The 15,779-nt window shown below is 33.5% G+C and carries 15 protein-coding genes and 1 riboswitch; of the genes, 4 read left to right on the top strand and 11 right to left on the bottom strand.

The annotated features are described in order from the left end of the window. Positions 1–185, top strand: a 185-nt coding sequence (locus OEV82_RS14415) for a hypothetical protein (RefSeq protein ID WP_263062254.1), incomplete at its 5' end; no start/stop codon positions are given. Here the strand turns inward: OEV82_RS14415 and OEV82_RS14410 are convergent. The 6 genes from OEV82_RS14410 to OEV82_RS14385 form a co-directional block, all read right to left on the bottom strand. Beyond that, positions 177–761, bottom strand: a complete 585-nt coding sequence (locus tag OEV82_RS14410; protein WP_173660163.1) for a lysophospholipid acyltransferase family protein — start codon at positions 759–761, stop codon at positions 177–179. The genes OEV82_RS14415 and OEV82_RS14410 overlap by 9 nt on opposite strands. A gap of 76 nt (positions 762–837) precedes the next feature. Beyond that, positions 838–2,628 (bottom strand): ABC transporter ATP-binding protein, encoded by a 1,791-nt coding sequence (locus OEV82_RS14405; RefSeq protein WP_263062253.1) that lies wholly within the window; start codon positions 2,626–2,628, stop codon positions 838–840. After that, entirely contained in the window at positions 2,628–4,352 is a 1,725-nt protein-coding gene (locus tag OEV82_RS14400) for an ABC transporter ATP-binding protein (RefSeq protein ID WP_263062252.1), read from the bottom strand. The genes OEV82_RS14405 and OEV82_RS14400 overlap by 1 nt, the downstream gene beginning before the upstream one ends. Positions 4,353–4,511: 159 nt before the next feature. Next, a complete protein-coding gene (locus OEV82_RS14395; RefSeq protein ID WP_263062251.1) occupies positions 4,512–5,774 on the bottom strand; it encodes a homoserine dehydrogenase in 1,263 nt (420 codons plus the stop codon). Positions 5,775–5,884: 110 nt separating this feature from the next. Then, on the bottom strand, positions 5,885–7,183 hold the full coding sequence (locus OEV82_RS14390; RefSeq protein WP_173660169.1) for an O-acetylhomoserine aminocarboxypropyltransferase/cysteine synthase family protein: 1,299 nt from the start codon (positions 7,181–7,183) through the stop codon (positions 5,885–5,887). Between the two features lie 118 nt (positions 7,184–7,301). Beyond that, positions 7,302–7,412, bottom strand: a riboswitch (SAM riboswitch). Positions 7,413–7,527: 115 nt separating this feature from the next. Then, a complete protein-coding gene (locus OEV82_RS14385) occupies positions 7,528–8,280 on the bottom strand; it encodes a TraR/DksA C4-type zinc finger protein (protein ID WP_173660171.1) in 753 nt (250 codons plus the stop codon). 220 nt (positions 8,281–8,500) lie between these two features. On the opposite strand from OEV82_RS14385, the gene OEV82_RS14380 reads away from it, so the two are divergent. After that, positions 8,501–8,755 (top strand): hypothetical protein, encoded by a 255-nt coding sequence (locus OEV82_RS14380; RefSeq protein WP_173660173.1) that lies wholly within the window; start codon positions 8,501–8,503, stop codon positions 8,753–8,755. Positions 8,756–8,830: 75 nt separating this feature from the next. Here OEV82_RS14380 and OEV82_RS14375 read toward each other — a convergent pair whose 3' ends face one another. Continuing rightward, positions 8,831–9,808 carry a YndM family protein gene (locus tag OEV82_RS14375; RefSeq protein ID WP_263062250.1) on the bottom strand — a complete coding sequence of 326 codons (978 nt, stop codon included), beginning with the start codon at positions 9,806–9,808 and terminating at the stop codon, positions 8,831–8,833. Positions 9,809–9,985: 177 nt separating this feature from the next. Here OEV82_RS14375 and msrA point away from each other — a divergent pair, with 177 nt between their 5' ends. Beyond that, positions 9,986–10,516 (top strand): peptide-methionine (S)-S-oxide reductase MsrA, encoded by a 531-nt coding sequence (gene msrA, locus OEV82_RS14370; protein ID WP_173660177.1) that lies wholly within the window; start codon positions 9,986–9,988, stop codon positions 10,514–10,516. A 142-nt stretch (positions 10,517–10,658) separates the two neighbouring features. Next, the gene (locus tag OEV82_RS14365; protein ID WP_173660179.1) at positions 10,659–11,831 is read left to right on the top strand and encodes an MFS transporter; all 1,173 of its coding nucleotides are present in this window, start codon (positions 10,659–10,661) and stop codon (positions 11,829–11,831) included. Between the two features lie 186 nt (positions 11,832–12,017). Here the strand turns inward: OEV82_RS14365 and pstB are convergent, their stop codons facing one another. Genes pstB through OEV82_RS14345 form a run of 4 tightly spaced genes read right to left on the bottom strand, consistent with a single transcriptional unit; the run spans position 12,018 to position 15,431 of the window. Next, complete coding sequence (gene pstB / locus OEV82_RS14360) at positions 12,018–12,824, bottom strand: phosphate ABC transporter ATP-binding protein PstB (protein WP_173660181.1); 807 nt, start codon at positions 12,822–12,824, stop codon at positions 12,018–12,020. Between the two features lie 13 nt (positions 12,825–12,837). Next, complete coding sequence (gene pstA / locus OEV82_RS14355) at positions 12,838–13,659, bottom strand: phosphate ABC transporter permease PstA (RefSeq protein WP_173660183.1); 822 nt, start codon at positions 13,657–13,659, stop codon at positions 12,838–12,840. A 1-nt stretch (position 13,660) separates the two neighbouring features. Continuing rightward, on the bottom strand, positions 13,661–14,551 hold the full coding sequence (gene pstC, locus OEV82_RS14350) for a phosphate ABC transporter permease subunit PstC (protein WP_263062248.1): 891 nt from the start codon (positions 14,549–14,551) through the stop codon (positions 13,661–13,663). A gap of 40 nt (positions 14,552–14,591) precedes the next feature. Next, positions 14,592–15,431 (bottom strand): phosphate ABC transporter substrate-binding protein, encoded by an 840-nt coding sequence (locus tag OEV82_RS14345; protein WP_173660185.1) that lies wholly within the window; start codon positions 15,429–15,431, stop codon positions 14,592–14,594. Positions 15,432–15,779: the final 348 nt, after the last annotated feature.

The following is a 15,779-nucleotide window of genomic DNA, read 5'->3' as shown; positions in this document are numbered from 1 at the left end:
AACTGGACATGGAAAAGACCATGTCCAGCCTAAATAAGATAAGAATCTTAGAAAATGATGAGCAAAAAAAGACAAATCCCAACTCAAATGAAGCATTTGAGTTGGGGTTTGTCGACAGTCTGCTCAATTTCGCTCTTTTTTTGGGGACTTATTGGACAGCCCCTATTCGTTACTTTTTATTTTGATTTAATTTGAACCTCTAATTCATTGATTCGTTTCGATAGTTCGTCTGTTGCTTCAAACAAAGCTTCCTTTCCTTTTTCAGAAATTTGCATTGGTTCTCCAATAATAACCCTCATTTTTTTTCCTGTAAATATCTCTTTCAACGAAGTTGGACCAACGTAAGCAGCTGGGACAATTTGAACTTTTGCTAAATTAGCAATCGTAACAGCACCTCGTTTTAATGGGGCGTCTCCATCACGAGTACCGCTCGGAAAAATCCCAACGATTTTTCCTTCTTTCAATAATTTTACAGGGATTTTTATACTACTTGGACCAGGATTTTCACGATCAACAGGGAAGCCATTTAAACTAGTAATAAATTTTTTTGACCATTTTTTTGCAAATAATTCTTTTTTCGCCATAAAATGGATTTGTTTCGGCAAAAGTGCTACACCTAACCCAACAATATCAACCCAACTAATATGATTACAAGCAATAATAAAGCCGGAATCTTTTGGAAGTTTGTCCAAGTTATGTACTTCAACACGATTAAAGATCTTTAATATAAATTTTGCTATATTTCCTAAAAAAGAATACACTCGATGTCTTCCTTTCTATATGATTATTAAACGCTAAACATATAATATATGATTAATAATCAAATTGTCTATAACCTTATACAACATTCGTTCCCTCTTTTTGTTTATACATATTGCTATAAATACCATTTTTCTTTAATAACGATTCATGATTTCCTCGTTCAATTATTTCACCGTCATGAATAACTAAAATTTGATCAGCATTTTGGATTGTGTTTAACCGGTGGGCAATAACAAATGTGGTTCGGTTTTTCATTAAACATTGTAATGCTTCTTGAATTTGAATTTCAGTAACGGTATCAATATTACTTGTTGCTTCATCTAAGATTAAGATGGTCGGATTTCGTAAAATAGCACGAGCTATAGATATTAATTGTTTCTGGCCTTGACTAATTCCAGCACCGTCTTCCGTCAGTTTTGTATCATAGCCATTTGGCAATTTCATAATAAATGAGTGGGCATTTGCTTTTTTCGCAGCGGCTTCCACTTCCTCATCCGAAGCATCTAATTGGCCAAATCGGATATTTTCCCGAATGGTATCTTCAAAAAGGAAGACTTCTTGTAGTACAAATCCGTAAAAGGAACGGAGACTTTCTCTTGTTATTTTTTGAATATTTATCCCATCGATGTATATCGCACCTTCATGTGGTTCATAAAGCCGCATTAACAAATTGATAATTGTAGATTTTCCTGCTCCTGTAGGACCAACCAAAGCAACCGTTTGTCCAGTTTTAACAGAAAAACTTATATTTTTAATGGTATTTTCTTCCCGTCCATAAGAAAACGATACATTTTGAAATTCTACGTTTCCATTGAGATGTTCAATTCGTTCTGCTTTAAGCTCATCAATTTCTTCTTTGTCTTCGTCTAAAATCTGGTACACTCGTTCTGCACCGGCTACAGCAGATAATAATTGATTGTATTGGTTTGCTAAATCATGAAGCGGTCTTGTGAATTGTCTAGCATATTCCGTAAACGTCACAATTAAACCTACGGTTACGGAATCGTTTAAAGCAAGTAATCCACCTAAAAACACAATTAGCGAAAAACTTAAGTTATTTAACATATTCATTAATTTCGGAATAAAACCAGAAATCGACTGAGCCCAAAAACCCGCTTTTTTTAACTCATTACTTTTTTTAAAAAATTCATCTAAAACAAATTGTTCTTGGGAATAACTTTTAATTATTTTCTGACTTGAAATGGTTTCTTCAATAAAACCGTTTAACTGACCTAAATGTTTTTGTTGCTCTTTAAAATATTTACTCGTTCGTTTCGTAATCCACTTCATACCTATATATAATAACGGAACAATTGTCAATGTAATCATGGTTAATAGCGGACTTAACCAAACCATAAAAATAATGGTACCCGATAAAGTTAACACACTAGAAAAAATTTGAATAACAGAACTATTTAATGTAGAACTTACATTATCCATATCATTTGTGAGCCGGCTCATAATTTCTCCATGTTGTCTATTATCAAAAAAGGAAACCGGTAATTGTTGTAGATGTGAAAATAGTCGCGTTCTCATAGAATAAACGGTTTCTTGCGCAATTCCGATCATCGAATAATTTTGTAAAAAGCTCGTGAACGAATAGAAAAAATACACAGTAATTAAACCAGTTAACAATGGAACAAAACCAGATAAGGTTTGATGATAAATAAACTGGTCAATCGCATATCCGATTAAATATGGACCTAAAATTCCAAGCATTGTACTTAACAATATAAGAAATAAAACGAAAAAAAGGAGGCCACGATGACTTAATAATTCTTTCCAAAGTCTACCAACAGTTTTAAATTTGCTCTTCGTTAATTTTAAATCTTCTGGATTGATGTTACGTGGATGTCTTCTAGCCATTACTTAAAGACCTCCTTTCCTAATTGGGATGTATATATTTTTTGATAAAGTTTACTGTTCTTTAATAATTGTTCATGGGTACCTTGTGCGATAACTTCACCATCATCAAGTAGTAAAATAAAGTCCAACTGTTTCGCGGTAGAAATTTTTTGAGTAATTATCAGTATTGTACATTTACATTTATTTAAAGCTAAAATAAGTTCACGTTCAGTTTGCATATCTAGAGCACTTGTACTATCATCTAAAAGTAATATTTTCGGTTTTCGGACTAATGCCCGAGCGATCGTTAAGCGTTGCTTTTGACCACCTGATAAGTTGACGCCCTTCTGTCCGATTACTGTATCGTATTGTTTTGGAAATTGTAGGATTGAGCTATGAATTTGAGCATCTTTTGCTGCTTCAACTATTTCATCCATCGTTGCATCCTGTTTACCCCAAGCAATATTTTCTTTAATGGTACCAGAAAATAAGTGGGGTTCTTGAGGAACATAACCAATTTGGTTACGAAGATGAATGGCATTATAAACTTTTATATTTTTACCATCAATTAATAACTGTCCACTATTGGGTTCAAAGAGTTTTGGTATTAGTTGGAATAAGGAGGTTTTTCCTGAACCTGTAGAACCCATAATCGCGACTTTTTGGCCTGGTTCAACGGTAAAGTTTATACTTTTTAAAATCCAATCTTTATTATGATTCTCATCATAGCTGAAATAGACATCCTTAAATTGGATCTTTCCTTTTATCGGTTGTTTTACACTTTGTGGTCCACTTTTCTCTTCTTCCATCATTAAAATTTCATTCATTCGGTCATTTGATGCTTTCGCTCTCGCAAATGCCATGATAATCCATGAAAGGTTGGACAACGATCCAGTAATTCTCGTCGCATAGTTAACAATGGCAACAACTTCTCCCGCACCAGCTCCACCGATTTGTAACTGCACATTTCCATACCATAAAATAACTACAATACTTACGTTCATAATAAACAATAGTATTGGGGTGTTTAACTCTATCATTCGCATTGTTTTCATCGTCTGTATTTTTAACTGGTGATTGGCAGCAATAAATCGAGTTACTTCTGATTCTTTTCGATAAAAGGCTTTAATAATTCGCATTGCTTTTAAATTTTCACGAATGATCCGATTCACTTGGTCCAGTCGTTTTTGCACTGATCGGAAATTCTTAATTCCGAGTTTCATCATATAGAATAAGAAAAATATAATAACTGGAATGGTGAAGATAAATACTAATGCAATTTTCCAATTCACTAAAAATGCCATTATCGTTCCTAATAAAACTAATAATGGTGCTCGAAGTGCAATTCGCATAATGATAAATGTTGTATGTTGAATTTGTGTTACATCATTGGTTAAACGAGTAATTAAGTTAGCGGTTGGATACAAAACTAAACGATGAAAAGAGAGATTTTGGATCTTTGAATACATATTATTCCGAATATCAAAACCGAAATTTTGACTAACAAATGCAGCAAAAAAAGAATTGGTAATTCCTGCAACAAAAGCAATTAAAGTGATGATTAATAACCAAATTCCCCACTCAATAACAACATCTATTTCATGAACCAATACACCTTCATCAATGATCTTCGCCATCAAAATGGGGGCTGTTAGTTCTACTGCTAATTCAATAAGCATTAACATCCATGCAATAATCATTAATTTTATATAAGGGCGGATGAACGAAATGACTTTTTTTGGCATGGAATATCCTCCAACATCTTGATTGATATTTAGAACTTCGAAATATATCATATCATAACAAAAATGAAGGTAAATTTTAAAGATTGTTGCACTGAAATATAAGGAAAAAAGAGGAGCAAAAAGCCCCTCCCTCCTTATATAAATAGTCTTTTTAATCGATTATACAATTTGCAATTGTTGCTCATTAATTTTTATTTGGTCTATTCGTTCATCACCAATCAACTCATACACAAAGATATTAGCGTTATTAAAATATTGTTTAATCACTTGTTCGCGAGCTGAGATGAGAAAAATTGCATAATTATCAATATTGAATTTCTTTTTATATTGGATGTGAATATTCCACTGATTTGCATTAAGTTTACTAAAAATAATCCAATTTTTTTCATTATTAGAGTTAACATTTTTTTCACTGTTTAGTGTTTGAATCAACGAAACGTCCTTTCGTTTTTTTATCTTATCCTTTGTATGATAAATCTGTAACAAATCTTCAATCATTGCACTTGCCGTCGCAAATTTCCCTGCGCCGGGACCTGTAAAGGTTAGACCACTAATTAATGAACCTTTTACAAAGATTGTATTATCAACACCATCAATTGAATAAAACGGATGGTTAACGTCTATTAAAACAGGTTTTACCCAAAATTGTGGCTGTTCGTTCGGATAATTGGAAAAATAGGCCATATGTCGAAAACGTAATCCTAATTTATCAGCAATAACGATTTGCTCTTTTGTAATTGACGAAATCCCTTTTCGCTCGATTCGATTCCATTCAATATTCGTTCCAGTTACCGTGTGTATTAAGATGTTTAATTTATAAAAGGCGTCAAATCCTTCAATATCACTAGACGGATCAGCCTCAGCATAACCTAATTCTTGCGCTTTTTTTAAGGCTTGATCAAAAGAATTATTTCCCTTTCGCATTTCCGTCAAAATATAATTTGATGTACCATTTAATATACCTTGAATCTCAAAAATTTTATTGGCTTGCAAAAGATTTGTAAGGGCTCCAATAATTGGTACACCACCAGCAACAGTTGCTTCATATTTCACCTTTACATGATGTTTTTCTGCCAACTTTAATAATTCATGTCCATAGGCAGCAAACATTGCTTTATTTGCCGTAATGACATGACAGCCTTTTTCAATTATCTGTTTCAAATATGAAAAACATGGATCTTTTCCTACAATCGCTTCAAAGACAATTTCTAAATCAGGTATTGCTAAAATATCCTCAATTTTATTCGTAACAAGTACTCCCGCATCAATTTGTCTATCTTTCAATGGGTCTTTAATTAAAATAGCTACTATTTCGATCGATGTTCCTAGAACATTTTTAATATACTCTCGATGGGAACGAATTCCCTCATAAATCCCTTGGCCAACAGTTCCAAAACCTAGTATTGCTGCTTTTTTCCCCAATATTCTAACACTCCTTTAGTAAAAAAGCACAAATTCCAGTCATACAATAATGGTCATGACAGAATTTAATGAAAAAAATCCTATCATGACCAAATGTAAGATGATTCAATCTAACCATTAACGATAGTAGTCGCTTTTACAGCGTTTTTAATTGCTTGGTCAAGATCTTCTATTATATCATCGACGTTTTCAATACCAACGGATAACCGAATCAATTCTTCCGGAGTACCAGTGAGTTTCAGTTCTTCATCACTTAATTGAGAATGGGTCGTTGAAGCAGGATGTATAATTAATGATTTTGCATCTCCTACATTTGCAACATGTGAGAATAATTTAACGTTATTGACAACTTGTCTGCCTACTTCTCTCCCACCTTTAACACCGAATACAACAATGGAACCAGCTCCCTTTGGTAAATATTTTTTCGCTAAATCGTAATAAGGATGATCTTCATGACCTGGATAGTTTACCCATGCAACATTCGGATTTTCTTTTAAATAAGTTGCTACTTTTAAAGCATTTTCACTATGTCTCTCATAACGTAAATGTAGTGTTTCAAGACCTTGTAAAAAGTAGAATGCATTTTGTGGGGATAAACATGCACCTGTATCACGTAATAATTGAACGCGTAATTTTAACGCGAAGGCAGCTTCACCTAATTCTGCATATTTCAGGCCATGGTAACCTGGATCTGGTTCATTAAATCCGGTAAATTTAGGATTACTCCAATCGAAGTTTCCAGCATCAACAACAACACCACCGATAGAATTACCGTGACCACCGATTAATTTTGTAGCGGAATGAACAACAACGTTTGCTCCCCACTTGATTGGCTTAGCACTATATGGAGCAAAAGTATTATCGATAATTAATGGTACACCGACTTCGTTTGCTATTTTAGCAACGGCTTCTACATCAAACACCTGTAAACTTGGGTTGCCAATAATTTCTCCAAAGAAAGCTTTTGTTTTATTTGTAACAGCTCTCCGGAAATTTTCTGGATCTTCTGCATCTACGAATTTTACTGTAACACCAAATTTTTTAATTGTATTCGCAAATAAGTTATATGTTCCACCGTAAAGGTTAGACGCTGCAATTACTTCATCGCCCACTTCAGCAACATTTAAAATTGCATAAGTAATGGCTGCTGAACCAGATGCAGTAGCTACAGCAGCTATACCGCCTTCAAGTTCGGAAACACGCTTTTCAAAAGCATCAACGGTTGGATTCATTATACGTGAATAAATATTTCCCGTTTCTTTTAGTGAAAATAAATCCGCAGCATGATCGGCATCTTTAAAAACATAAGAAGTGGTTTGATAAATCGGTACAGTACGTGAACCTGTCGTTGGGTCTACCTCTTGTCCTGCATGTAATAATATGGTTTCGTCTTTGTAATTATTTGTCATTTCCAATTCCCCCTCGTTAATTTTAGTACAGTGAGTATTTAATATATTAGAGAGTTGAAGAGGAATGTATAAAATAAAAAACCTCTTCAATAAGAAGAGGTCGAATATTCGCTTCCTCCTCTTATCTCTCAGATCAACTCAGATCTGTAGGATTTGGCACCTTTTCAAACATTGTTTGAAGGTTGCCGGGTTTCATAGGGCCTAATCCCTCCACCACTCTTGATAAGAGTAAATACTCACTTATTAAATTTTTGTTATTTAGAGTATAAGGAAAATTTTTCTATACGTCAACACTTTTTTAATTTTTTATTTAAATGTATTTTTAACTATTTTTAAATAATGGACTATTCATCTACATATGGATCCTTTTCATTACCTGGCAAGTCACCGAAAATCGTCATTGTACCTTCTTCATCTAATAATTCTTCATATTTTTCATGTTGCTTTGTTGGATATATGTTTATTGGTTTTCCATAAAGATCGACTGCACTAAAATTTTCATAATCTTCTACATACCCAAGATTTTCGTTAGGTTCAATATTTACATCATTGTAATGTTCGATTTGTTCCAAATAATCTTGGGGTGAATCACTTGTTCCCCAAGACGCCACTTCCTGCCATGAATCTTCAGCATCGAAAGTAATTCCTTCATCCCTTGACACATCAAAATTAAATTTACCATAAGGCGTCATTAATACATCTTCTTCAACAGGACGGTCTTTTGACGTGACTTTGTCCGGAGAATGTTCTTTACAGTATATCGTAGTAGGAATTGCCTCTAAACGTTCATATGGGATGTCTTTCCCACATATTACACATTTGCCATATGTTCCTTTTTCAATGGCCAGTAATGCATTGTGAATACTTTTCAAATATTCCCCTTCATGTTCATTCAAGGCAACATCCTTTTGTCTTTCAAATAATTCCGAAGCTTCGTCTGCAGGATGGTTATCATAACTTGATAATTCTCCAACCGACTCATGTGCATGTCCTTTATTTAAATCGAATTGATTATTCTCTTTCAGCCTTTTTTCAATATCATTTTTTTCTTGTGTTAGGATTTGTTTTAAGTGATGAATTTGTTGTTTCGTTAACATATACTTAACGCTCCTTTTATAGCTTTATAACAATAGTATTCGGCAAAAATAGTGAAAACATAATTGTCAAAATGAGACATCGTTCACAACCAAATAATAGAAGAAAGACAAAAATAACCATTTACTGATTTTACTCCCTTGTATACCTTTACTTATTACACAAACAATACTAGAGAAGAAATTATTTTCTTCGACTATAGAGAAAGAGGTGTATGTTTATATGGCCATGCGAAGACAATTAATGAAACAAATGAATATCAATAAAATGATGAATATGATGCCTCGCAGAAGAAGAAGACGAAATACAATGTTGTTATCATTACTTGGTCTTGGTATAGCAGGTGGGGCAACGGCAGCTTATACGATGAGGAAAGGAAAAGGAAATGAAAAAGTTAAACATTTATTTCGTAACCTGACCAGTAAAGCTGATAATATTGATATAAATAACATATTGAAACCGACACTTAGTAAATAAATGGTCCTACTAAGAAATAACGAAGGCATGTAGAGTTTTCATCTACATGCCTTATATATATTATTTAATTCACATTCATGTACCGTTTTCTGGATGATTATTTTTATCCAATCTTGCATTAGTTTCATTTTTTCCAGTTTCGTTTGTTTCTCCCACCATATTTGTTTGATTATCTTCAACCGATACATAATTATATCCTGATTGGAAATCATGCCCTCTTAAATAATAGGAAGGATCATTTGTAACATTCGGAGATTGGCCCACTTTTTCGTTTGTCACTGATTTTGAATTAGTTGGCTCGGAAAATTCCATTCCTAGCTCTGTTTGATACTGATCGTTTTTCGATTGCGATTGACTTTTTTTCTTAGTATTACTCTTTGTCTTTTTTGAAATATAATTGTCTTCACCAAATTCAGTATCAGCTTCAGTTTGGTACCAGTGTATATTGGCTCGACTACTTGTTTGTGCATTATAATTTGAAGAAAATTCTTCACCAAATTCTGTAGAGAAATCATTGTTCTCTTTACTTTTGCTCATGCTTTTTTCATTAAGCTTGGGCTTTGTCTCCTGGGCAAATTCAGTAGTATATCTTGTATTCTCTTCACGATTTTTATTATTTTCTGTATTGATTTTAGGATTCGTTTCTTCTGCAAATTCCGTTTGATAACTTGGCCGTAAAAGATCCAAATCATCTTTTTTATTTTGATCATGAATCACTGTCTTAGTTAAATAACGATGGTAAAACGCTTCACCTATTGCAATAATTAATGCTGTAATAAAACTCGCTACGCCTAATCTAATTGGTTGTTCTATTATCATCGCTCCAACTAGCCAAGTTCCTAAATAAGCTAGCCCAAAATCTGCAATAGTCGCAGCAGTGTTTCCGAATTGAGGTAAAATAACCATATCACCAATTAAATATGCAGCTATTGTTAAAATAAGACTAATGGTTAATATATCTCCGAAATCAACCCCATATAAAAATCCAAGAGTTACAAGTAATACTACTGTGATCATGACAAACTTTATCAATAACGCACGAGTATGTTTCATATTTATCCTCCTTTACGCATTTACTAAATGCATTTATTAGAATGGATTTTTTCCTATTTTTTTATTCTTATGCCTATATTCATTTCTGCTCCTTGCATGTTTTTTCTTGCATAATTTTAGTTTCATGTTAAAATTTACAAATAAACTTTTAACACGCTATAATCGGAGTTGATATCTATGTCAGATTTAGAAAAAGCCACTTTTGCCGGTGGATGTTTTTGGTGTATGGTAAAACCATTTGACCAATGGGAAGGTGTAGAAAGTGTCATTAGTGGTTATTCAGGAGGAAATATTGAAAACCCAACCTATGAACAGGTTAAATCAGGTACTACAGGACATTACGAAGTTGTTCAAATTACTTATGATCCAACTAAACTTTCTTATGAAACCATTTTAAATATTTATTGGCAACAAATTGATCCAACTGATCCTGATGGGCAATTCCATGACCGAGGAAGTCAATACCGAACAGCGATTTTTTACCATACAGAGGAACAACGCATATTGGCAGAGAAATCGAAAAGTGAATTAGAAAAAAGTGGTAAATTCAATAGACCGATTGTGACTAAAATTTTACCAGCTCAGCCGTTTTACCCAGCCGAAGAATATCATCAAGATTTTTATAAAAAAGCCCCTGAAAAATATTTAGAAGATCGGAAAAAATCTGGACGGGATGAATTTATTTCTAAGCATTGGGAGTCTGTATGAGCAATCCATTTTTTGGCAACCTATTATGGTTGCTTTTTTTAATTTCCTTCTTTAGAATTCTTTTTGAATTAGTGCTATACTTTTAAACGAATATGATAAGTATGTAACAAACATTTATGTATAAGAGAAAGAGGGTTTTTTCGTGCTATTTTTACTATATTTACTAATATTTATATCATTTAACGACTTATTTGCACAGTTACCAATTGTAAGTATATATGCTGAAAACTTAGGGGCAGACCCTAACACTGGAATTATCGGATTTATCGTGGGCATTTATTCCTTTTCGAATTTATTGAGTAATTTCTTTTCTGGTCTTTTAGTTGATAAGAATGGTCCGAAAAAGATATTAATTGCTGGTTTTTTAATTAATGGGATCATTCTATTTTTATATACTATTATCCAAACACCTGAACAATTGTTATGGGTCCGATTCTTAAATGGATTAAGTGCTGGTATTATCACACCTGCCGCTTTCACATATATCACTCTTTATAATAAAAGCACTCATCAACATCACGGACGAACAATGGCTTATGCTGGTGCAGCAGTTGGTTTAGCTGCCATTGGTGGACCAACATATAGTGGTATTGTTTCGGCAAGGCTTGGTCAACCTGAAGTATATATGATTATTTCTATTTTTATGCTTATCGGTTTAGTGATTTCGCTTTTCATTAAACCATTACAAAAAGAAAAAGCAGATTATGGAGACTCGACAGCTTCAGATGCAAGAAATGTTTTTGCTTTATTAAAAAATAAAGGGTTACTTATTGCCTTTTTTGGTTCTGTTGCTTTTGCTGCATCACAAGGTATTTTAGCTTATATGTTACCTTTAAAAGCCTCAGCATTACACATTGAAAATCACTTGACTGGCATATTAATTAGTACATTTGGTATTGTAGCTATTTTATTTTTCTTATTACCTACAAATCGTGTATATGATAGATTCCATAACGAATACGTTTTACCAATCGGTTTAATCGTTGTAGCTGCTTCAGATCTATTATTATATACAGCACAAAGTTTAAAGATGTTATTTATCGGAATGGTTTGCTACGGTATCGGTTTTGCCTTAATTTTTCCGTCCATGGCTAATTTAGTATCGAAACACTCTGCTCGAAATATTCGGGGTACAGCCTTTGGTATATTTTACGGCTGTATTTCAGTTGGTTCATTTTTAGGATCGTCAATAACAGGTGCTTTTACACTCACACCGGATGAAGCATTCGCAAGTGTTGCAACCGTGTTATTCATCATTGCCGCATCCATTATTTTAATAGCGAGAAAAGTAACCGTTCGTTCTCATTTAAAATGAGATACAATAATAATGAGCTTGTTAACAAGCATAAAAAAATGGATTTCTGAAGACTGTGTTGACAGCTCCCCAACGGCACGGCCGAAGTTCCTACAATAATACTTGAGATGACTCAGGCCGTGTCTTCAACATACCTATCAATGAGCCTAAAATCAAACTTTTGGTCATTCTCTTTTCCATTTCTACTTAACCAAAACGTCCAGTAATGTATTCTTCTGTTCGCTTATCTTTAGGTACAGAGAAGATTGTATCTGTTGTATCATATTCAATAACTTCACCATTTAAGAAAAATGCTGTTCGATCGGACACACGTGCTGCCTGTTGCATATTATGTGTAACAATTACAATTGTATAGTTCTCTTTCATTTGTGATAATAATTCTTCTACTTTTAAAGTTGAAATAGGATCAAGCGCTGAAGTTGGTTCGTCCATTAAAATAACTTCAGGTTTCATTGCGATTGCCCTTGCAATACATACCCGTTGTTGTTGACCTCCAGAAAGACCTAAAGCAGATGACTTCAAACGGTCTTTTACCTCATCCCAAATTGCGGCGCCTCGTAAACTCTCTTCGACAATATGATTTAATACTTTTTTATTTTTAATACCATGCATGCGTGGACCATAGGCAACATTATCATAAATACTCATTGGGAATAAGTTTGGTTTTTGAAATACCATACCTACTTTTGTCCTTAATTTAATTACATCATTGGACCGATAAATATTTTCATTATCTATAAAGATCTCGCCACTAACTTTTACATTATCAATTAAGTCATTCATTCGATTAATTGACCGTAAAAACGTTGATTTCCCACATCCAGATGGACCAATTAATGCTGTAATTTCTTTTTCGTTTATATCCAATGAAATATCAAATAATGCTTGTTTTTCACCATAAAACAAATTAAAATTATGAACACTAATTTTCGCATTTTTATTATTTTGAGGCTGGAAGGAGTTGTTTTTAGGAAGTTGAACTGCTGTTTTCATTAATTACACCTCTTTAATCCGCTTTATTCAGTTTATTTGATATATATGTCGCTGTTAAATTAAGAACGAAAATAATAACAATTAATACGATACCGATGGCTGATGCAAGCTCTATATCCCCGGCCTCTTGTGTAACTAAGTATGAATGAACCGTTAAAGTTCTTGCAGAAGAGAAAATTCCTTCAGGTAAAGCTGCTACCGTACCAGCTGTTAAAAAAATTGCCGCAGATTCTCCGATTATTCTTCCCATAGATAAAATGATACCAGACAAAATTCCAGGAACAGCACTTGGCAATATGACTTTTAATAATGTTTGTAATTTGGTCGTACCAAGTGCCAATGACCCTTCACGATAACTTTGTGGAACCGTTTTAAGAGCTTCTTCTGTCGTTCGAATGACGACTGGCAAAATTATGATTGTTAATGTTAAAGAGGCCGAAATAATGGACATCCCAAAATTTAATGTTGCAACAAAAAAAACCGCTCCAAATAAACCGTATATGATTGACGGGATTCCTGTTAAGCTTTCCGTAGCAAACCGAATCATTCTAACTAAACGTCCTTGTTTGGCATATTCCTGTAGATATACTGCTGCAAATACCCCTATCGGTGTAGCAATTACCAATGAAATCATAATTGTATAGATTGTTGTAATAATCATTGGCCAAATTCCTCCGCCACCAGTTGGGGAGTAATCACCGAAAATAAAACTAATATTCATCAATTTATATCCTTTTAAAAATATAAAACCGATAATTGTGACTAAAATTACAATTGTTAAGATAGCAGAAATCCATAAAATTCCTTGTAAAAGATGATCTTTTACCTTATTCATTTTACTGACCTCCTTTCGCACTTATTTTCGCTAATATGAAATTCAAAATTAGAATAAAAGAAAACAAAACTATACCGGTTGCAAAAAGCATTTCTTGATGTATGCCGGCTGCATAACCCATTTCTAATGCAATATTTGTCGTTAATGGTCGTACACTGTCGGTTAATGAAGTAGGAATCATTAAACTGTTTCCCGCAACTAAAATAACAGCCATTGTTTCACCAATTGCTCTCCCCATCCCCAGCACAATTGCAGCCATAATTCCTGACTTTGCAGCTGGAATTACAACCTTAAAAATGGTCCTCATTTCCGAAACCCCTAATGCTAGTGATCCTTCACGATAGGATTGAGGGACTGAACGAATTGCCGTTTCAGAAACCGTTACAATTGTAGGTAACATCATTATGGCCAAAACAATAATAACAGCAATTAAACTTTGTCCCTTTGCTAACCCTAAATAATTTTGTAAAAATGGAACAATAACAGCTAGTCCAAATACACCGAATAATACGGATGGAATTCCTGCAAGTAGTTGAACAGCAGGAGATAAAATTTTTACAATTGGTTTTGGAGCAATTTCTGCTAAAAAAACGGCAGTAAATAGTCCTATTGGAACACCTATAATTAAAGCACCAATCGTTGCGTATAATGAAGTAACTATCATAGGAAATACACCGAAATGACCTTCTCCTGGAACCCAATCATATCCTAATAGAAATTGAATGAAATTATAACCTTCAGCTACAAATGGACGAAAACCTTTAAAAAAGACAAAGCTAATAATTAATGCTAAACTAATAACAGAAATAAATGCACAAATTAGAAAAAGTTTCCCTGACAGCTTTTCTAAAAAATATTTCCTTCTATTGGATTTTTCCATAAAACCAGACATGCATATTCCCCCAAGAGTTACGATGCTTTTAAAACGAACTTTATTTTAAAGGAATGATCCCTGCATCAGAAACGATTTTTTGACCTTCTGGACTTAAAATAAAATCAATAAAACTTTGCCCTTCTTTACTTAAATTCTCCATTTTATATACAAATAGAAATGGTCGGGACAAACGATACGATTGATTTAACACATTTTTTGTTGTAGCTTCCACTCCATTAATTTTTACAGGTTGAACGGTGTCATCTATGTATTCAAAAGAAATAAAACCTACGGCATGTTTATTCGTAGCAACAGTATTCTTAATATTGCCATTCCCACTGGCAATAAGGGCACTTTTTATTAATTCACTTGAACTATAGCCAACAATTTCTTGAAATGCATCTCGCGAACCAGAACCATCTTCTCGTGAAACAACGACAATTTCCATATCATCGCCACCAAGTTGTTTCCAATTCTTAACTTTCCCAGTAAAAATGTCTTTTACTTCTTCAATCGTTAAATCACCAACTTTATTACTTGGATGTGTAACTACGACAATACCATCATAAGCAATGATTGTTTCCTTTAATCCACTTGCAATTTCTTCTTCCGTTAAATCTCGAGAAGACATCCCAATTTCGGAAACACCTTTAATGGAATTCGTTATTCCTGCAGATGAACCAACTTGATTAATTTCTATATTGATTTTTGATTGTTGTTCATATTTTTCTGCCAATTTCTCGGCTAAAGGGCCGACCGAAGTAGATCCAGAAATTGATAACGTATAACGAGCATTTGAACTGTCTTCATTGTCACTGTTACTTGTATTACAAGCCGTCAATAAAAATAATAAAATTAATACAACGAATCTAAGTGTAATCTTTATTAAACTACACATAGTTGAAAACCTCCAACTTATTTTTCAACAGTATAAAAAGGAAGAATGCATTATAAATTGTGGCTATTATTTTGTAAAAAATAAATAAATTTCTTCTTAGTGTACATAATAGTATGTTTTTTATGTCTTCCGTAGTTCGTTTACTTTTAACTGTTTTTTTAGGTTTTGTTTAATTGTATATTTTTAATCGAGTAAAAAAAAAAGACGAGTATGATCACTACTCGTCTCAGCTTGTAGACAAAGTCCCTAACTAGTGGCCAAATCTACAGGCTTTTTTTGTATAATAGGGATAGAATTCTTGGTTAACGGGGGAAATTTAGGATGTTATCGAAGCGTACAGACAATAAT

Origin of the sequence: Pallidibacillus thermolactis, assembly GCF_025660415.1 — a bacterium.
GTDB classification, from domain to species: Bacteria; Bacillota; Bacilli; order Bacillales; family Caldibacillaceae; genus Pallidibacillus; species Pallidibacillus thermolactis.
The sequence above is the reverse complement of the archived record's forward strand: the minus strand, read 5'-3'. Positions and strand labels throughout refer to the sequence as shown.

What these genes read in the sequence shown, in the direction of transcription:
- OEV82_RS14405 (WP_263062253.1), bottom strand. Translation starts at nt 2,628, where the DNA reads ATGGCTAGAAGACATCCACGTAACATCAATCCAGAAGATTTAAAATTA.
- OEV82_RS14400 (WP_263062252.1), bottom strand. Translation starts at nt 4,352, where the DNA reads ATGCCAAAAAAAGTCATTTCGTTCATCCGCCCTTATATAAAATTAATG.
- OEV82_RS14390 (WP_173660169.1), bottom strand. Translation starts at nt 7,183, where the DNA reads ATGACAAATAATTACAAAGACGAAACCATATTATTACATGCAGGACAA.
- OEV82_RS14385 (WP_173660171.1), bottom strand. Translation starts at nt 8,280, where the DNA reads ATGTTAACGAAACAACAAATTCATCACTTAAAACAAATCCTAACACAA.
- OEV82_RS14380 (WP_173660173.1), top strand. Translation starts at nt 8,501, where the DNA reads ATGGCCATGCGAAGACAATTAATGAAACAAATGAATATCAATAAAATG.
- OEV82_RS14375 (WP_263062250.1), bottom strand. Translation starts at nt 9,808, where the DNA reads ATGAAACATACTCGTGCGTTATTGATAAAGTTTGTCATGATCACAGTA.
- msrA (WP_173660177.1), top strand. Translation starts at nt 9,986, where the DNA reads ATGTCAGATTTAGAAAAAGCCACTTTTGCCGGTGGATGTTTTTGGTGT.
- pstB (WP_173660181.1), bottom strand. Translation starts at nt 12,824, where the DNA reads ATGAAAACAGCAGTTCAACTTCCTAAAAACAACTCCTTCCAGCCTCAA.
- pstA (WP_173660183.1), bottom strand. Translation starts at nt 13,659, where the DNA reads ATGAATAAGGTAAAAGATCATCTTTTACAAGGAATTTTATGGATTTCT.
- pstC (WP_263062248.1), bottom strand. Translation starts at nt 14,551, where the DNA reads ATGTCTGGTTTTATGGAAAAATCCAATAGAAGGAAATATTTTTTAGAA.
- OEV82_RS14345 (WP_173660185.1), bottom strand. Translation starts at nt 15,431, where the DNA reads ATGTGTAGTTTAATAAAGATTACACTTAGATTCGTTGTATTAATTTTA.